15 protein-coding genes are annotated in these 19,447 nt (G+C 24.0%); 13 read left to right on the top strand and 2 right to left on the bottom strand.

What is annotated here, in order from left to right; all coding sequences use genetic code 4:
- Window positions 1-67: 67 nt before the first annotated feature.
- The gene (locus SDIMI_RS02915; protein ID WP_020836507.1) at window positions 68-1,894 is read left to right on the top strand and encodes a PTS transporter subunit EIIC; all 1,827 of its coding nucleotides are present in this window, start codon (window positions 68-70) and stop codon (window positions 1,892-1,894) included.
- 42 nt (window positions 1,895-1,936) lie between these two features.
- On the opposite strand, the gene SDIMI_RS02910 is transcribed toward SDIMI_RS02915, so the two are convergent.
- Window positions 1,937-2,689: an MIP/aquaporin family protein gene (locus SDIMI_RS02910; protein ID WP_020836506.1), complete on the bottom strand. Its 753-nt coding sequence runs from the start codon at window positions 2,687-2,689 to the stop codon at window positions 1,937-1,939.
- A gap of 25 nt (window positions 2,690-2,714) precedes the next feature.
- A complete protein-coding gene (locus SDIMI_RS02905; RefSeq protein WP_020836505.1) occupies window positions 2,715-4,160 on the bottom strand; it encodes a glycoside hydrolase family 1 protein in 1,446 nt (481 codons plus the stop codon).
- Window positions 4,161-4,357: 197 nt separating this feature from the next.
- Between SDIMI_RS02905 and SDIMI_RS02900 the strand changes: the two genes are divergently transcribed.
- From SDIMI_RS02900 to SDIMI_RS02845, 12 genes are all read left to right on the top strand, one after another.
- Entirely contained in the window at window positions 4,358-6,091 is a 1,734-nt protein-coding gene (locus SDIMI_RS02900; protein ID WP_020836504.1) for a hypothetical protein, read from the top strand.
- Window positions 6,092-6,160: 69 nt separating this feature from the next.
- The gene (locus tag SDIMI_RS02895; RefSeq protein WP_020836503.1) at window positions 6,161-7,018 is read left to right on the top strand and encodes a Cof-type HAD-IIB family hydrolase; all 858 of its coding nucleotides are present in this window, start codon (window positions 6,161-6,163) and stop codon (window positions 7,016-7,018) included.
- Between the two features lie 4 nt (window positions 7,019-7,022).
- A complete protein-coding gene (locus SDIMI_RS02890) occupies window positions 7,023-8,117 on the top strand; it encodes a nicotinate-nucleotide adenylyltransferase (protein WP_020836502.1) in 1,095 nt (364 codons plus the stop codon).
- 7 nt (window positions 8,118-8,124) lie between these two features.
- Complete coding sequence (gene mtnN, locus SDIMI_RS02885) at window positions 8,125-8,778, top strand: 5'-methylthioadenosine/S-adenosylhomocysteine nucleosidase (protein WP_020836501.1); 654 nt, start codon at window positions 8,125-8,127, stop codon at window positions 8,776-8,778.
- 297 nt (window positions 8,779-9,075) lie between these two features.
- Window positions 9,076-9,870 carry an HAD-IIB family hydrolase gene (locus SDIMI_RS02880; protein ID WP_020836500.1) on the top strand — a complete coding sequence of 265 codons (795 nt, stop codon included), beginning with the start codon at window positions 9,076-9,078 and terminating at the stop codon, window positions 9,868-9,870.
- A gap of 52 nt (window positions 9,871-9,922) precedes the next feature.
- On the top strand, window positions 9,923-10,186 hold the full coding sequence (locus SDIMI_RS02875) for a hypothetical protein (protein WP_020836499.1): 264 nt from the start codon (window positions 9,923-9,925) through the stop codon (window positions 10,184-10,186).
- A gap of 12 nt (window positions 10,187-10,198) precedes the next feature.
- On the top strand, window positions 10,199-10,933 hold the full coding sequence (locus SDIMI_RS02870; RefSeq protein ID WP_020836498.1) for a class I SAM-dependent methyltransferase: 735 nt from the start codon (window positions 10,199-10,201) through the stop codon (window positions 10,931-10,933).
- A gap of 23 nt (window positions 10,934-10,956) precedes the next feature.
- Window positions 10,957-11,811 carry an ROK family protein gene (locus tag SDIMI_RS02865; protein WP_020836497.1) on the top strand — a complete coding sequence of 285 codons (855 nt, stop codon included), beginning with the start codon at window positions 10,957-10,959 and terminating at the stop codon, window positions 11,809-11,811.
- 55 nt (window positions 11,812-11,866) lie between these two features.
- The gene (locus SDIMI_RS02860; protein WP_020836496.1) at window positions 11,867-12,127 is read left to right on the top strand and encodes a hypothetical protein; all 261 of its coding nucleotides are present in this window, start codon (window positions 11,867-11,869) and stop codon (window positions 12,125-12,127) included.
- 78 nt (window positions 12,128-12,205) lie between these two features.
- Complete coding sequence (locus SDIMI_RS02855) at window positions 12,206-15,241, top strand: DEAD/DEAH box helicase family protein (protein WP_020836495.1); 3,036 nt, start codon at window positions 12,206-12,208, stop codon at window positions 15,239-15,241.
- 59 nt (window positions 15,242-15,300) lie between these two features.
- Window positions 15,301-16,560, top strand: a complete 1,260-nt coding sequence (gene dcm / locus SDIMI_RS02850) for a DNA (cytosine-5-)-methyltransferase (RefSeq protein WP_020836494.1) — start codon at window positions 15,301-15,303, stop codon at window positions 16,558-16,560.
- Window positions 16,553-19,153 (top strand): DUF262 domain-containing protein, encoded by a 2,601-nt coding sequence (locus SDIMI_RS02845; protein ID WP_020836493.1) that lies wholly within the window; start codon window positions 16,553-16,555, stop codon window positions 19,151-19,153. Before dcm ends, SDIMI_RS02845 begins: the two co-directional genes overlap by 8 nt.
- Window positions 19,154-19,447: the final 294 nt, after the last annotated feature.

The raw sequence follows: 19,447 nt of genomic DNA, 5'->3' as shown, positions 1-19,447 counted from the left end.
CTTTTCAATTTATAGAATAATTTTAATAAAAAAGTTTTAATTAAATTGAAAGGAAAAATAAATAAAAATGATAAAGAAAAATAAAAATAGTGATAAATTTTTACTTACAGCAAATGAAATACTAAATCATATTGGTGGAAAAAATAACTTTTCTGAATTATATAATTGTGTTACTAGAATTAGATTTAAAATTATAGATAAAGAAAAAGTTAAACTTGAAGTAGTTAAAAAAATTCCATTAGTAAAAGGTGTGGTTTGAAATGGAGACGAACTGCAAATTATCATTGGAGCTGATGTTGAAAAAGTGAAGACTGCATTGGATAAAATAATTCAAAACAGTAACTCTGGATCAACTACACAACTTATAAAGACACCAATTTATAGAAAACTTTTAAACTTTGTGATTGCAGTTGTTGTTCCATGTTTACCATTGATGTTTTATACTGGACTTTCAAGTGGAATATCTGCATTACTTTCATCGCCTGGAATCGGTCTGACTCAAAGTGGGTGAGGAAAACCATTAGGTGAACTTGATTTATTTTCAGCTTTTCTATTTTTAAATGAAAGAGTTGGATTTATGTTACTTGGAGTATTCTTTGGGTTTAACACAGTTAAATATTTTAATGGTGATTTAATTTTAGGTTTACTTGTATCATTAACTTTATCTTCAGGACTATTGATGGGTCAAAGTTGAGTGTTAATTGAAAATATTTTTGGCACAGGACAAGAATTAGCTATCAAAGGTTATGATGGAAGTATTTTAATATTTATATTTGCAAGTATTGCATTTGTATATATGCATAGATGAGTTAAAACTTGAATGCCTTCAGTTATCTCTAGTATGTTTACACCTATTGTAAGTGTTGGAGTAATACTAGCAGGTTCATTCTTTTTGATGGGACCAATCATTTCACTTATTGAGTTAATGATCGCAACAGCAGTATTACAATTGCTTGATATACCATGAGGTATTGGAGCATTTTTAATAGCATTATTATTTCAACCACTTGTTTTAACAGGAAGTCATATGGCGTTATCTTCAATTGTACTTTCTTCAATGATTACACTTGAACAACCTTCAGTTTACTATGTTTGTGTGCAAATTTCTGCATTTGCACAAGCAGGAGCAGTTTTAGGTTGTGGTATTATGGCAAAAGAAAAATCTTTTAAAGCAAATGCTTTATCTACATTTCCAATAACAGGTATATTTGGAATCACAGAACCTGCATTATATGCAGTTAACTTACCAAAATTAAAACCTTTCTTAGCTGGATGCGTTGCATCTGGAAGTATGGGATTGGTTGCTGGTGCAATGGGATTAAAAATGAAAAGTTATACAGGTAATGGTATTTTTGGATTTTTGGGATTTGAGAAATTAACTGATGGAGCAATATTTTTAGTATTAGGAGCAATTGCTCTAATTCTTGCAACAGTCTTTACATGTTTGGTTTATTCAGAAAGAAAAGATGAGTATAAAACTTATAAATACTTTACAAAGAGAATAAACAAATTAGCAGGTGAAAAAAAACTAAACAATTTAGTTGAAAAATTAGAATTAGTTGAAGAATATAAAAATGAAAATAAAAAACTTGAAATTGAATTTCTAAAATTACAATCTCTAAAAAATAAAGTTACTAAATTAAAAACACGCAATAAATCAGTGGACAATGATTTAACAACTCAAATTAGTGACCTTGAAAAAATTATTACTGATAAAATAAAAACCTACAATAAACAACTTGAGGTTATAACTAATTACATATCTGTTGAAATTGAAAAAGATAGTGAAGTAATTGGCAATAAAAAGGATTATATCCAGAAAGAAATGACCAATGCAATATCAAGTTTAAAAAATAACTATTCTACTTTTTTTGAAGCAGAAGTTGTAGTTTAAAAAATAAAAAACATTTTCTTAGGAAAATGTTTTTTATTTTATTTAAAATATTATCAATCAAATTATTGAGATAACAATAGATGAAAGTGTTGAACCTGTTAATGGAATTCAAGAATATTTTCAATTACTACTTCCTTTATTTTTAAAAGGAAGTAATCAATGTATAAATCTTAAAGATAAATCTCTTGTTGGTGATATTGAAGGACCAGTGTTTCCGCCAAGCGAAACACTAATTGCTACAATACACATAAAAGTAATTATATAACTAGTTTTTGGATCAATAATACCATTATAATTATTTACGATAAATGTAAAAACAAATAAAAAGAATATTCCAGAAATAAATTCAGAGTATAAATTATTGAACTTTTTGTTTATTTTATTTGGTGCAGTACAAAAGCACAATAAATAATTTATTTGCAAGTCATTTTTTAAAGTTTCTTTTATATTTACGAAATATAAAAGAATAATAAGAAATTGCCCAATTACAAAACCCAAAATTTGAGATAGAATGTAAACTGGAAATAAAGCATAAGGACCAATACTTGATCAATTAGTCAATAAATAAAATAGGGTAATTATAAAATTTAAATGAGCAGTACCTCCAAGCATTAAAGCAACAACAATTCCTAATGTTATTCCAAGACCTCAACCAATTGAAATTTGTAAGGTAGAGTTTTTAGATTCACTTGATGTTCCTTTAAGAAAACAATTTGCCATTACTCCATTACCAATCATTGAAATTATTAATGAACCAATTAGTTCTGAGATGAAAATAGTTAAATAGATATTCATGTTATTAAAAAAACCCTAAAGGGTTTTATAAGCTTTCTCCATTTGAAGATATTAATTTCTTATATCAATAAAATGATTTTTTAAAATATCTTTTTTGAGTTCCATTTCCAAAATCATCTCTGTCAACATAAATAAATCCATATCTTTTTGTCATTTCAGCTGTTCCAGAACTTACTAAATCAATAGGTCCTCATGAACAGAATCCAATCATTTCAGCTCCATCATCAATTGCCTCTTTAACTTCTTTTATATGATCAGTTAAGTAATCAATTCTGTAATCATCTTCTACTGTATCATTTACTAACTTATCTTCATAGCCAAATCCGTTTTCAGCAATAAGTATTTTCTTATTATATCTATCTCAATAATTTATAATAGTTGAATATAAACCAACCGGGTCAATACTTCATCCTCATTCATTTGCCTTTGATTTTGGATTAGTCATATATGATTCTGGTTTTAAATTATGTATCTTATGATCAACTACTTTTGAAAAGTAATAAGAAATTGCTAGGTAATCCATAGTATTTTCTTTTATTAAATCTAATTCTTCTTGAGTTCAATCAATTGTAATTCCATTTGTTTCAAAAAAGTTTAAAGCATTTTTTGGATATTCTCCTCTAAATTGAACATCAGTAATTCAATATTCTTGTCTATTCTTTTTAATAGCAAGTTTAATATTTTCGGGTTCACAATTTATTGGATAATTATGTCCATCTGCTACCATTGTTCCAATTTGCATAGTTGGATTAATTTCTCTTGCCATTTTTTTAACTTTGGCACAAATAACTAATTGATTGTGTAAAGCATTGTATCTTTTTTGATCACTTACATGTCCATTTTCATCGTCTGCAATTCCAAATGATCCAAATAATACAACTGGAAATAAATTAATTTGATTTATAACAATTCAATATTTTATTTTATCTTTAAAAGTTTCTAGTAATACTTTTGCAAATCTTTCAAAATAAGTTATTATATTTTTTGATAAAAATCCATCTTCTGTTAAAGTTAAATGAATTGGTAAATCATAATGATAAATTGAAGCAATTGGTTCCATACCATTTTTAATAATTTCATCAACCAAATCAATATAAAATTGTAATCCTTCTTTATTTACTTCAGTTTCTGTTCCTGTAGGGAACAATCTAGATCAACTAAATGAAAATCTAAAGTTTTGAAATCCCATTTCTTTTAGAAGAGCTAAATCTTCTTTATAAGTATTGTAAAAATTAATTCCATATCTTTTTGGAAAATATAAACTTTCATCGTTCATCTTTTCTTTTATTTCTTGAATAGTGTTTGAATTTTCTTTAAATGTCTCTCCAACACTCATTCTATCTAAGTTTTTTTTATAGTCATGTAAATCAGAAACCGATAAACCTCGACCGTCTTTATCAAAAGCACCTTCTAATTGACAAGCAGCTGTAGCTCCTCCTCAAAGAAAGTCTTTTGGAAATTTTTTTTGCATAAAATCGCCTCCTGATAAGATTTTAGGGTATAAGCCCATTTAATAGAAGAATATACTTTAATATTGGAACTTGTTTCAATATAAAAAACTATTTTTAGAGAAAATAATATATTTGTAATATTTTAAGTTAATAACAAATGGGGTTTTAAAGAAACAAGAAAAATAGTATAATATTTATAACATTTTAAGAGGTATTCATGGAGAAACGCTTTAATAAAATTTCAGGTAAAAATGGTTTTTATGATTATGATAATCAATTAAATTATTTTGAGTATTTTAATATCAAAGGTGAAGATTTAGAAAAAGCTTTTTTGCTTTTTAAAAAATATGAAAACAATATGCATGAACTTAAGCAAAATATTGAAAGTCAAATTCAAATGAGATATGAATTTTATATTTCAAATTCATATAATAAAGAAACAAAGAGATTTACTCCTGTTAGAAATGAAAGTGACAGAAGAGTTGCAAAAGCAATGTTTACAAGTTCAATCATTTTAGCTTCAAGATTAATATTGCAAGAATATAATATGTTATCAACAGTAAATAAACTACTTTATAATGTAGACATTAAAGTAGTTAAATTATTTAAAGAAAAATATAATTATAGTATTTATAAAAAAAGCTTGAAAGAATATTATGAAACTTTATCTGCTTGATCATTATTTTTTTATGAAAAAAATAATGAAACATCTTTAATACTTTCAAAGATGGATGAGTATGTTGAAAAAGACATTTATTTTTTAGAAGAGTATAAAGATATTTTTTTATACTTTTGAATGTACACATATATTAAATCTTCGTGTGATTTAAGTGATTATAAATATAAACATGATAATACTAAAAGGGTATATCCAAGAGTAAATAATAATGTTTTGTCTCCAATGGATTTTGATTATATTTTTAAATATGATAATGATTTTGATGAAGAAGAAAAAAGAAAATTATTAGTAAAAGATTTTAGATCATGAAGTTTAGAAGCATATTATGCTTCAATTGAAGAACATAAAAATAAGTATTATAATGAATTAAAAATTTGAGATAACTTAACATTTAATGAATATTTTAAATTATCAAATTCACTAAGTAATATCTTTCTAAATAGTAGTTATTATCTAATGGAACAATTAGAAAAGGAAGTATTTACTGAAACAGCATCTAAAAATGAAAAAATACATACAAAAGAAGAAGTAGAATTTGTAATTAATTTTTTAACTTTTGATAAAAACCCAAGAGATTATCATGACTTAAAAATTGACAGTTATTATAATTTAATTTATAAAAAGCCAATTTTTAATTACATTGACTCAAATTACAATAGAATATTAATTTCATTTCCTGAATTTATTTGAATGTCTCATGAAATACAAAGGGATTATAATTTTATGGACAGAGAAATAGTTCAAAATTTTAATAGATTATTAAAAAATGATTTTCATTATACTTTAAATGATCAATTAAAGAAAATTCAAAAAAGATTTAATATAATAACTGCTTTTGATACAGATAAAATTTCGCTATTTTCAAATGATGGTGTAGCTATGTTTGACAGAACAATTGCAAATTCAGTAATATATAATCCCACATTAAATATAATAATGTTAGTACTTACTAACTTTTATTCTAATGAAAATATTAGTTGATTAAATGCAAAAAGAACAATTGATACTTTTTCACCAGATTCAAAATTAGTTCAAACAATATTTTCAAAAACATTAAATGTTGTTTCTAAAGATATTAAAAAACTAAAAAAACAACTTAAAAAAATGGGTATAGTATTTAAAGATGAAGAAAATGTCAGAATTGAAGGTCTACTATTTGTAAATGATGTTTTAAGTGCAATTCCCAAAGTAAAAGTTTCAGGATTTGATATTCATATTGTTGATATTTCAACTATGGAATATTTTACAAATAGTTATATTTATAAAAAATAACCTTTTCATTAAATGAATATGGTTATTTTTTTATAATATTGTAAAATCATTTTTGGAGGATATAAGAATATGAAATACCCTTATATTGGAAGTGACTTAGATGGAACCATTGTTAAAAACAATGATTTCAAAATATTAGAAGAAACAGTTAATGATATAAATGATTTTCAAAATGTAACAGAAAATAATTTTTTTATTGTTACAGGAAGAGCATTTCAAAATATGAAATACTATATAAGACAATTAAATGTCAAATTACCTGTAATTAGTTCAAATGGAGCTGCTATAACAGATCCTTTAACTTCAGAAGTATACTACGAACACTTAATGGAAAAGAATTTGGTAGTAGATCTTTTAAGATATTCAGTTGAAAATGACTTAGATGTTTCTTTATATACAGCAACAACTCTATGTGCATTATCAAATGCAGAGAGAGTTAAAACATATAAAGAATTATATGGACATTATCCAGATGATTGTCAACCAGACTTTATACTTTATGAAGATTATCATGAATTAATAGAAGAAGTAGAAAATGATGCACATAGAACAATTAAATTAATGTATTCATTGGATTTTGAAACAGAGCAAGAAAAAGCAAAAAAATTAATAGATTATTTAAAATCAAAAGATCTATATCATCCTTCAACAGTAATTCAATCAAGGATTTTAGTTGATGCAATGCCAAAAGGTATTAACAAGGCAAGTGGAATTAGAAAATGAGCAGAAATAATGAATGTTGATTTAAACGATATTCATGTTATTGGAGATAATAACAATGATATTGAAATGGTAAGTGAGTTACCATTTGGAATAGCTGTTGGCAACGCTGTTGATAATTTAAAACAAGTTGCTTGAAAAATAATTGATGATATTGAAAACAATGGTGTAGGAAAATATGTTAAAGAATTAGTTGGAAAAGGGTAAAAAAATGAAAAAAATAGCATTATTTGGAGGAAGTTTTGACCCTGTACATACAGATCATATTAATATAATAAAAAGTTGTAAAACAAATTTAAATTTTGATGAGGTTTGAGTTATTCCAGCTTATGTAAATCCTTTTAAAACACTTTCAACTTCAAGTGTTACTCAAAGATTGGAAATGTTGAAATTAGCAACAATGGATTTAAATTTCGTAAAAATTGAAACCTATGAAATATCAAAACAAACTTCAAGTTTTACACATGATACTGTTAAATATTATAAATCTAAATATCCAGACTTAGAATTTTCATTCATAATGGGTTCTGATCAACTAGATAATTTTGAAAAGTGAGATCATTTTTCAGAACTTATTCAAGAAATTGATTTTAAAGTTTTTTTAAGATCAAAAGAATTTAATCAAGAAATTGTTGAAAAGTATAATTTAGAAACATTTGAATTTGAAAATAACTATTTAAGTTCAACAAAAATTAGAAATTTGGAAGACTTAAATTTGCAAATTAAGTCTGTAAATGATTATGTAAACAATAATTTAATGTATCTTTATGAAAGACTTGAAAGTAGAATGGATGAAAAAAGATACTTTCACTGTTTAAATGTAGGACAAATGGCAATGGAATTGGCAAGATTAAATAATATTGATTTAAATAAGGCTCAAATAGCAGGAACACTTCATGATATTGCAAAGCGATGAACTGAAGAAGAATTAAAAGAATGTCTATTAAAAAATGATCCATCTCTTTTAAAAGAGCCAGTTCCTGTATGGCATTCATATGCTGGTGCATTCCATTTAAAAAATGATTGATTAATGAATGATGCAGAAATCATAAACTCAGTATATAATCATACTGTTGGTTCAAAAGATATGACAACTTTAGATATAATAGTTTTCTGTGCAGATAAAATCTCATTAGAAAGAACTTATCCAGGAGTTGAAAAACTAAGAGCACTTGTAAAATCTGATTTATTATTAGGTTTTAAAGAGCTTTTAAAAAACCAATATGAAGTAGCAATTAATAAAAATACAAAAAATTCAATTGGTATGAAACTAATTGAATCTTATGACTATTGAATAAAGGGGTAAATGAAAGATGAAAAAATATGCAATTCTATTTGCTATGAAAGAAGAAGCAACTGCTTTAATTGAAGAATTAAAAGCAGAATTAATTGAAAATGATTATTTTGAAATTTATAAAAAAGATAGTGTATATATAGGGATATCAAAAGTTGGTTTGATAAATGCATCAAGTTGCTTTGCATATATAAATCAAAAATTTGAAATAGATTACTTTATTAATGCCGGATTAGTAGGAACATTTGATCCACAATTAAGTTTATTAGAATCTGTTGTTGTTGAAAACTCATTTTTAGGGAATGCAGATGCAACAGGATTTGGTTATAAATTGGGACAAATTCCTGGAATGGAAAAATGGTATTCATCAGATAAAGAACTTTTAGAAGTTTTCAAAGACTTAAAAAAAGTAGACATTTGTTCAAGTGATACATTTATAAATTCTCAAGAGCAAATTGATAAAATAATAAAACCATTATCAGATAAAATAAAAATATTTGATATGGAATGCTTTGGGTTCTTTCAATCAGCTTATATATTTAAAAAACCAATTATTGCTTTAAAAGTAATAAGTGACCATATTGACAATGGATGTAACGAATTACAATTTAGCCAAATTTTAAAACAAGGTAGTGTAAGAATCAGTGAAGTTATTTTAGAAATTCTAAAGTAAAAATATATTTCATATCTTGTGTAATATAATGTGGATGAAAGGAAGTGAAGATATCATGGAATGTAATAAAGATTGCAAAGATTGCACTTGTGAGTGTACTTACGATGATAACTGTGCTGACTGTCAAATGTGTTCAACTGACACTAACCACGGTTAATATTAATCATATGAAAACCAACTTTGTTGGTTTTTTATTTTATTTAAACACCTCTTTTTAAATATGCTTTTATCTATTATAATTTAAGTGTGATATTAATTTAATTAATATCATTTATCGTGAAAGGATAAAAAAGTAATATGAAATGATGATTTTCAGACTATGATGGAACTTTAACATTAAAAGAAAATAATTATGAATTAGTACAAAGAGATATAAATTTTATAAATAAATGAACTGAAAAAAATAAATTTATAATTGCAACAGGAAGAGATATTGATCATATAAATGAATTGATTGAAACTCATAAATTTAATGTTGAATATAAAATAACAAATAATGGAGCTTCAATGTTTAAGGGAAATGAAGTTCTATATGAACTTTCAATTCCAATGAGTGAACGAAAAAAAATTTATGATGTTTTACATAAATTACATAAATTATGTGGAATTAAAATTTCAGATACATTTAATTCAATTGAAATATCTGGAATAAAAGAAGAGAGTCCGAGATATGAATCAACAATTGTAAGAGAACATTGATTTTCAAAAGAAGATAAATTTAATGAATATATTGATCAAATTTTAACAAATGAAAAAATTAATAATATTTCATTATATGCGCATGTGCAAGATTTTGATTATATTAAAGATTTATTAAAAGATTTAGAAAATATGAAGATTATTCAAACATCTCCATTTGTTTTAGAATTAATGCATAAGGAAGTTTCCAAGTATAGTGGAATAAAATATTTACAAGAAAAATATAATATTAATCAAGAAGATATTATTTCAAGTGGAGATGGAGACAATGATTTTGAAATGTTAAAATACGTTAAAAATTCATTTGTTCTTTCAAATGCAAGTAAATTAGCATTAGAAACAGGTAAAACTATAATAAATAATGTAAGTGAAATAGAAGAATATATTAAGTAAATTAAACTTAGATAGATTTTTTAAATAAAATAATAATGAAAGAAGGAAGAGTATGTATATATATCAAAGAATAGAAATAAGAATATTGAATAATGTTATTGTTGATTTAAAAGTTTTGGACGCATTTGAAGATCCATATTTATTAGTGGAAAATATTGATGAAACTTATGAAAATTTAGATGAAATTGAATTTGAACAATTAACAGATAGAATTAGTCTAAAAATAAAAGCAGCTGGACCAATCTTTTATAAAAGATTGGATAAAGAAAATGAATGCTTATTATTAATGTCAAAAAATAAAATTATAAAAAAATAAAGGGAATAGCAAATGGAAAATCATTATAAAAAAATTAGTAGTTTACTTTATAACTCAACAAAACCGCCAGGAACAGATATTGATGGAGATCTTAATTTTTATAAATCTCAACTTTTACCAATTGAAGGAAAAGTTCTTGAAGCAGGAGTAGGAAATGGAAGATTATTAATTCCACTTTTAAAATATAAAGTAGATATAACTGGAATTGATAAATCCCAAGAAATGATTGACATTTGTAAAGAAAATTTAAAAAAAGAAAATTTACAAGCAAATTTAATTTGTGATGATTTAGAAAATTATAAAGAAAAAAATACTTATGAATATATAATAGTTCCAAATGCTAGTTTTAATCTTTTAGAAACAAGACAAAAAGCATTAAAAACTTTAGAAAACTTTTATGATTCATTAATTGATAATGGAACTCTTATCATTGATTTGATAATGCCAATAGAATTTAGATCAGGAAGTTTTCATGAATATGTTCATGAAATTGAAGATAAAAAAATACTTGTAAAAAATTTATCAAAGGAAATTAATTGAGTAGAACAATATACTATTAATCAAATTGATTATTTTATAAATGATAAATTACAAGAAACTCAAGAGTTTAAACTCTCTTGATATGGAACAAAAGAATTTTGTGATATTTTATCTTCAAAAGGCTTTAAAGATGGTTTATTTTTAATAAATTATGGAAATAAAACAAATTTAAATATTAAAACAATTACATTTATATTTAAAAAATAAAGTGAGAAAAGGTAACAAAGAAAATGAAATTAGCAATAGACATCGGTGGAACTTCAATTAGAATAGCTTTAATTGAAAATAATAAAATAATTAAAAAAGAAGTAATTGATACAGATGGTGACAGCATGCAAAATAACTTAGATCAAATAAAAGAAATTGTTGATAACTGAAATCAACCATTTGATTATATTGGTATTTGTTGTCCAGGACCATTAGATTTAAAAACAGGAACTATATTAATTACTTACAATCTTCCAGATTGAAATAAAAAATGTGTTTTACAAGAATTTAAAGATTTATTTAAAATTGATAATGTAAAAATTAACAATGATGCAAATGTAGCTGCGTTGGGACAATTTACAATTAGAAAAGATTTGCATTCACTTTTATATTTTACTTTTTCTACAGGAATTGGATCGGGATTTATTCATCAGGGGAAAATATTTGATGGATTTAGTGGCAGTGCTTTGGAAATTGCAAATGCACTTCCAAAGTATAATACTGAAAATCCACAAAGAAGTGGAATAGAATTTTTAGCAAGTGGTAAAAATATTTGCCTTCAATTAGAAAAACTTGGAGTAAAAGTAGAAAATACCAAAGAAGCTTTTGAATTATACAAAAGTAAAGAAAATAAAATTGTAAACGATTTTTTTATAAAAATAAAAGAAGAATTAATTAGTCTAATTGCTACATCAATATATTTTTTCAATCCTGAAATGATTGTAATTGGGGGAAGTGTAGCTATAAAAAATCAAGAGTTTGTTACAGATATTTTTAATAAAGTATTAGAAGTTACACAAGATATTGGTTATAAAACAAAATTTGAATTTTCAAAGGATCTTGATGATTCAACTTTATTAGGATGTTGTCAAATGTAGAAAAATCTACATTTTTTTATTATAAAATAAAGAAAGTATTTAAGGGGGAAAAAATATGTGAATTTTAGGTATATTATTAGCTTTAAGTTGAATTTCTGTTTTTGCTATTCCAGGATGTTTTATTGCAAGGAAAGGATATGTTTGAGGACTACTTTTAGCAACAATTGGTTTAGCACTAGTTGGATCAATTATTGCTTTTTGTCTATATGAAACTTGAAAAAGAAATGAGGAAAAAAATAAAAATGAAAATCTCATTTCATGAATAGCTACTATTGATGAAAAAGTATCTGATATAAGTGATAAAAAAAGTGTTTAAATATACTTTTTATTTGTAAAAATTTTTTTTATATTTAATTAATTTTATATTCCTGTTAAACTGATTAAGAGGTATATTATGAAAAACTTTAAAAAGGGCATATATGATCTATTATTAAAACAAAATGAATTAGAAAGTTTTGATGTTCAAGAAATTATAGAATTAAAAACAGAAGATGATGAATGACTAGTAAATCAATTTTCAAGAGTTTTAAAAGAAAAAATTTCACAAATGGTTACATTGCAAGAAAAAGTAGATTATTTTAATAATATTTTAAATAATAAGGAATTAAGTTTAAGTAAAGCTTTTAAAAAAGGTAATTTTGAAAATAATTTAGAAAATATTAGTACTAATAAGTTAATTAAAAAATCACTTTGAACAGATTTACAAAAGGAATTTAAAACAGCAAATCAAGTCAAAATAATTTCTCCGTTTATAACTAGAAGTACCATAAATAAAATTGTAAATATATTAGAGGAAAATTTAAATATAGATAAATTAAAAATAATCACAACTACTTATGATGGTAATGCTAAATTTTTAGATATAGTAGGTCTTGAAAAATTGGTAGAAGATTTTCCTGAAAAAGTTGAAATTAAGATTGAAAACCTCTTTAATAAAAGTAATAAAAGAATACATATAAAGTCTTATTTTTTCGAAAGAGAGAATGGATTTAGTAGTTTATACATTGGAAGTAGCAATTTTACAAATACTGGACAAATTACTGGTGCTGAATATAATGTTAGATTAAGTGAATTTAAAGAACCAACCATAATAAAAGAGTTTACTGATGAATTTAATACGATGTTTAATAAAAATGAATTTATTGATATTTTACAAAAAGATATAATTAACCAAATAAAATTAAGACAAGATCTAAATTATTTTTATTTAGAGCAAGATAGACAAAAAGGTCTTATTGATTTTGAAAATATGGAAGATAACAATAATAGACTAAATTTTGGTAAATATTATATGGAACCTTATGATTATCAAGAAAAAATAATTAATACTATAGTCGAACGAATAAATAATAAATTTAATAAACATTTACTTGTAATGGCAACAGGTACAGGAAAAACTGCAACTATGGCTTTTATTTATCAAAAGATTTCAAATATATTAAAAAAGGATGAACCTAGTATGATCTATATTGCTCCATCTAAGGAAATATTAGATCAAACAAGAAAAACTTTTATAAATATAACTGAAATAGATGATTTTGGTTTGGAATATTATGATAGTAGAAATGCAAAAGAAGAATTAGAAACCTCTAATGTAATTTTCACAAATATTGAAAGTATTAGAACAAAAATTGATTTATTACAAGATAGAAAGTTTGATATTGTTGTTTTTGATGAAGCCCACTATGTAGAAGCAACAACATTCAAAGAAGTATATGAGATATTAGAAAAAAAATCATCACAAATTTTTGGGCTTACTGCAACCCCAGAAAGAACGGATGGAATAAATGTGGCTAAATATTTTGGAAATTATTATGCTGCAGATATTAAGTTATTTGAAGCTATTAAAAATGATCTTTTAAGTGAATTTGATTATTATTTTATTCATGATGATTCTATTGATTTAAAAAATATTGATATTTTAAAAGACCCAAAACTTAATAAACTTTTAACTTTAGATAATAGAAATAAATTTGTTTTTGAGATTATAAACAAGTATCTTGGTTCAAGAATTAATTATGTTAAAGCTGTTTTATTTTGCAATTCAATTGAGCAAGCCAAAAAATTATCGGAGTATTTAAATGATAATGGTTTGAAAAGTGAACATTTAGTTTCAACTGAGACTAGTAAATTTGAAAGAAAAGAAAAGTTAAAAAACTTTAGAAATGGAAATATTAATTTTCTTTGTGTAAGAGATATTTTAAATGAAGGAGTCGATGTACCTGAAATCGATACAATATTTTTTTTAAGACCAACAACATCATTAATTGTATATCTTCAACAACTTGGTAGAGGACTTAGAAAATTAACTGATAAAAAACTTGAAGTATATGATTTTGTAAATAATGTTGATATTTCAAAGAATAAAAACTATAACCCAATAATGCCTATTTCGGCTTTAACGAATAATCTTAAAATAAGTGAATTTAAAAGAAATATTGATAATCTTGATAAATATTTACCAGGAGAATGTAATTTCATTTTTTCAAAAATTATAAAGCAGGATTTTTTAGAGAAATTAAGAGAATATGAAAAATATAATTTATATTCGAGTATTCTTGAAGAATATAGAAGCGGAGATTATGAAGATTATGAATCTTTCTTTAATGATAAAGAAATTACTTTGTATGATTTCTATTCAAACAAAAGAACTTATTTTAAGGAAAATAATAAATATAGTTCACTGTTCAAACAATATACATATTTTAATAATAAAAGCCTAATTCAAGAATTTATAGACATGTTTAAAAATAAAACTAAATCAAAAAATGAGCTTATAAATAGAATATTTCTAAAATCTTTTCATTATAATTCCTCAAAAAAGGATCGATATTACAAAGATATAAACTTAGCTTTTGAAGTAATTTTTAAAGATACATCAGAATTGATTATCAGAGAAATAGAATTTATATTGCGCTATAAGCTTTATAATGAGAAATTATTAGATAATCAAATAAATGAAACAATTGAAAGTTTCATTGGTTCTATTTTTAATCATTATCAATTCTCTGCACTATGTTCATTAAATATTTCTGATGAGGGTTTTAAAGGTTCTGGACAATCAGGTATTTTAAGTAATATAGAGAAGAAAATTTTTGTATTAGATACTTCTACAAATACTAAATCAACAAGATTTGGTCATGGTAATTTTTATGATCAAGAAAACAAAATTTTTTATTGAGACACACCAGATATTTGGAAATTTAATGAATCGAATATAAATGATCAGCAAAGCAAATTTATGAAAACAAATGAATACAAGAGCTATGTATTTTTTGCTGATGAGGAACTTAAAAATAAAAGTGGTAAAAGTGCCAAAAAATTTATAGGTTATGTTACTGAAATAATAGATAGAATAGAAGTAGAAAATGGTAGTAAGGAAAAATATAGTCATAAAAAACCAAAATTTATTTTAAAAATTACTGATTAACCCCCTTGCAAAAAAAAAAAAAAAAACAATAAAATTACTCATAACGGAGTAATTTTTTTATGAATAAATTAAGGGTATTTGAAACATTTGCAGGTATTGGAGCACAACATAAAGCTTTGGAGATTTTGAAAGATAATATTGAAGATTTTGACTATGAAATAGCTGGAACTAGTGAATGAGATATGTGAGCTAATATAAGTTATAATGCTATTCACCATAATAATAAAAATATAGCAAAAAGTTTAAATGAAACTGAAATAGATGATTTTTTAAAAACTTTTACTTTGTCAAACGATGGAAAAAAACCAACAGATTTTAAATTTATTCAAAGACAACCAAGAGGAATGAAAGAACTTTTATATAGTTCTTTAAAAAATTCCAAAAACCAAGGTAGCATTTTAGAAATAACTGGTAAAAAATTAATAAAGAACATTGGAGAATTTGATTTACTAACTTATTCCTTTCCTTGTCAGGATTTATCTGTTGCAGGAAGTTTCCATGGATTTAATCAAGGTATGGCAAAAGGTTCGGGAACTCGAAGTGGTTTATTATGAGAAATTGAAAGGATTTTAAAAGAACTTAAGAGGGAAGACAAATTACCAAAATATCTATTATTAGAAAATGTAAAAAATATGGTTTCAAATAAACATAAAGATGATTATTTAGAATGACTTAATTTTTTAGCAAAATTGGGATATGAAACAAAAACTTATATTTTAGATGCAACGAAATATGGAATTCCTCAAAAGAGAAATAGAGTTTATGCATTAAGTACTTTAAAAAAGGAAAAAAATAAAATCAATTTTGACAATTTTATAAACAGTTCAGATGAAGTTAGAGACCTTTCATATGAGTTTCATATCGAAAAAGACATTAAGACTACTCTCAAATTGGATTATAGAAATAGTATCTATTATAACGAAGCAATAATTGCATCTCCAAATAAGACACCAAGTAGAATAAAAATGTATAATGAGAATCCATGGATTTTTAAATTAGTAAATAACTCTCCTGTTTTTTTAGATAGTGTAAGAACAATTACAACAAAACAAGATAGGCACCCAAATGCGGGAATTATTGATTTAAAAAATACAGAAATAATAGATAAGCTAAGAAAAATGGGAAAAGCAGATTATAGATTTTTAACCCCTAGAGAGACTTTTCTTTTGATGGGCTTCTCGGAAAAAGAATTTGAAAGAGTTTTAGAAAGTATACCAAGAAAAGATATATTGTATAGGCAAGCAGGGAATTCAATAGTTGTAAATGTTCTTGTTGCTTTATTTAATAAGATGTTGAAAGAAGGAAAAAATAATGATTAGAGGTAAAGCGTGAAATATTGCAACTAACTTTGGCACTTATATTAATGAATATGCTAAAGCAAGTTGTTTTAAAAAAGGAGATATTCTATTATTTTCTACAACACCCAATGGTAAAGAATTAAAAGTAAAAATAAATAATAAAGAAGTAAACATAATAAAAAAAGGAGAAAAAAGTACATTTTTACAAATACTTAGAGTATGATGTACATTAGATTTTATAAGGCTTAAAAATGCGGAATTTATAGAAAAATTAGATTATTTTTTTGAATATGAGTTTCAAGTTAATCATGGATTTAATGAAGATTTACATAAACAGGCTAGGGAAATAATAGAGAAAAGATTAAGTGGATACACAAATTATAGTTTTAAAGATGAGTTCACATTTTATAATGGTTTTTCAATAGCTACTTATATTCAAAATGAGTTAGAGGAAAAATCGAATGATGAAGACATTAAAAAAAGAATTAATACAGCTATATTAAAATGTCAAAATAAAGATGATTTTTTAATTGATGATATTGATGACATTAAAAATAATAAATCATTGCAAAAATTATTATCAACATATAAAGTAAAGGGAATTTATAATAATAAAAAAATAATTCAACTTGCTTATAAGTATATTTATGATGAAAAATGAACAGAATATTATAAAATTAATGATGTTGAAAATATGTTTATAAATGAATCATTTAAGAAATATGAAATAAATAATGAAAATTTGCTAGAAATAAATTTCACTTTTAATGGAGAAAATTTAATTTATTCAAAAAATTATTCATTGGGAGAGTTTTTAGGAGAGTTTTTCCTAAAAAGTGGAAGTCTTTCAAAGATTGCTATACCAATTTATCAAAGACAATATAATTGAGATGAAAATTTAGCATTGGGCTTATTATGAGACATTCTTAATTTATCAGAAGGTGAATATCATTATATTGGAGGAATTGTTTTGTATATTCCAAAAAGAGAAAGAGTTAATAATAAATTAATTGATGGACAACAAAGACTTACAACTTGCTTAATAATGCTTAGACAAATCTACAATGTATTTTTAATGAAAGATTATAAAATCCCAACAATTTTGAATAGTTTATTTAGATTAAATGAATATGAAGAAAATGTTGTAACGAAAACTTTTAAGAGAATTGATACAAACAGCGATTTTAGAGCATTTAATAATGTTATGAAAGGCGATCAAATTATTGAGACTACAAGTTCTGTTTTTTCAAATTCTGTTGCAATTTTTAGTGTAATCAAAGATTTTAATGAAATAGAACTTTTAAAATGTTTTAAAAAAATTTATGAACAATTAATGCTTTCAGTAACTACAGACCATATTTCAAATGAATATACTTTGTTTGAAAATTTAAATACAAAATCTCTACAATTATCTATTATGGATTTAATTAAGAATTTTTTATTTATGAACATTGATTCAAAGGTTGTGGACGACCATGAGCAACAATTACAATTGTTATTTGAACAAGACATTACTATGAAGTTCAAAGAATTTAAAAATCCTGAAAATAAAATGCAAAACTTTATAAATGTATTTTTAAGATTAAAAGGAAAAGAATACTCAAGTTCTAGTTCTTTTGAAAGTTTTAAAACAGTACTAAAAGAGGAATTTATTTCAAAAAGAAATTTGAAATCTTTTGATGAATCAAGAAAATTATTTAGTGACCTTGGAAAATATATAGATCTTTATATACTGGTTTCTGATGCGGAAACATTTAATAAACAAACTTCATTAACTTATTATTTTAAAGATATTTTATTAATGTTAGAGGGCAGAGAAATATATTATCCATTGATAATTAAAATATTATTAAATTTTGATTATATTAATAATCAAAATGATAAAGAATTAACAAGACAATTAAGAAAGATTTTATTTGAAATTGAAAAGTACGAAGTTAGACTTCAAGTTTCAAATTATAAAGGACAGTCACTTTCAACTTTCATAGATGAAAGTATATTGTCAAAAATAGGAGAAAGCGTCTTTACACCAGAATATTTAAGACTATTGTTTATTGGAGAACATGAAGATGAATCAAATAATAGAGTTTCAATTGAAAGATTTCAAAGTAGTCTTATAGATTCTGATATATCAAGTAAAATTGCAACTTTAATAGGTTATAGAATTGAAAATTATCTTTCAAATAATAAAGATTTATTTAGTGATGGGTATAATTATATTGATACAAAATATGAAAAAAGAACTTTGGAACATATTGTACCTCAAAGACCTAAAAATGAATGATTTGAAGATATTATAAAATGAAGTGAGTACTCAATGAATATCGATGAAACAAAAAGGTGAAAAACAAAGTATTTGAATAAACTTGGTAATTTGATGTGTATTGAGGGGAAATCAAATTCTAAAATACAAAATAAAGTATTTAGTGAAAAGATTACTGATTATTCAAAAGAGGGAAAAATTAATAGTTCTTTCCAATTTAAAGGATATAAGGATTCTGAATTTGAGTTAATGGATTTAAGAAAGCTAGATAGCTTTTATACGGACAGTATAGAATTAAGAACAAAACAATTGGCCAAAATTTGTTGTTCTATTTGAAAAGATAAAAATTAAATTTTACAAAAGTTGTGATAGATTTAAATTAAAAAAAATTGCATTAAATCTAAATTTTAAAATGGAAGATATATATTACGAAAATATAATTGAATGTCATTTAAATAAGCATATTAAAGAATTAAAAATCTCTAATCTTTTCTGAAAGAAAATGAATAAATAAGAAAACTCAACTTTTTTAAAACCAGATCAAATCAGGAATTTTGAGAATTGAAATAGTAAAAAACTGATTTATTATATTTTCGTTTCTATTGTAATCGATATAATAATCATGGAAATAAAATTCCATATGAA

It is taken from the genome of Spiroplasma diminutum CUAS-1 (assembly GCF_000439455.1).
GTDB classification, from domain to species: Bacteria; Bacillota_I; Bacilli_A; order Mycoplasmatales; family Mycoplasmataceae; genus Spiroplasma_A; species Spiroplasma_A diminutum.
This window is presented reverse-complemented; position numbering and strand designations above follow the sequence as displayed.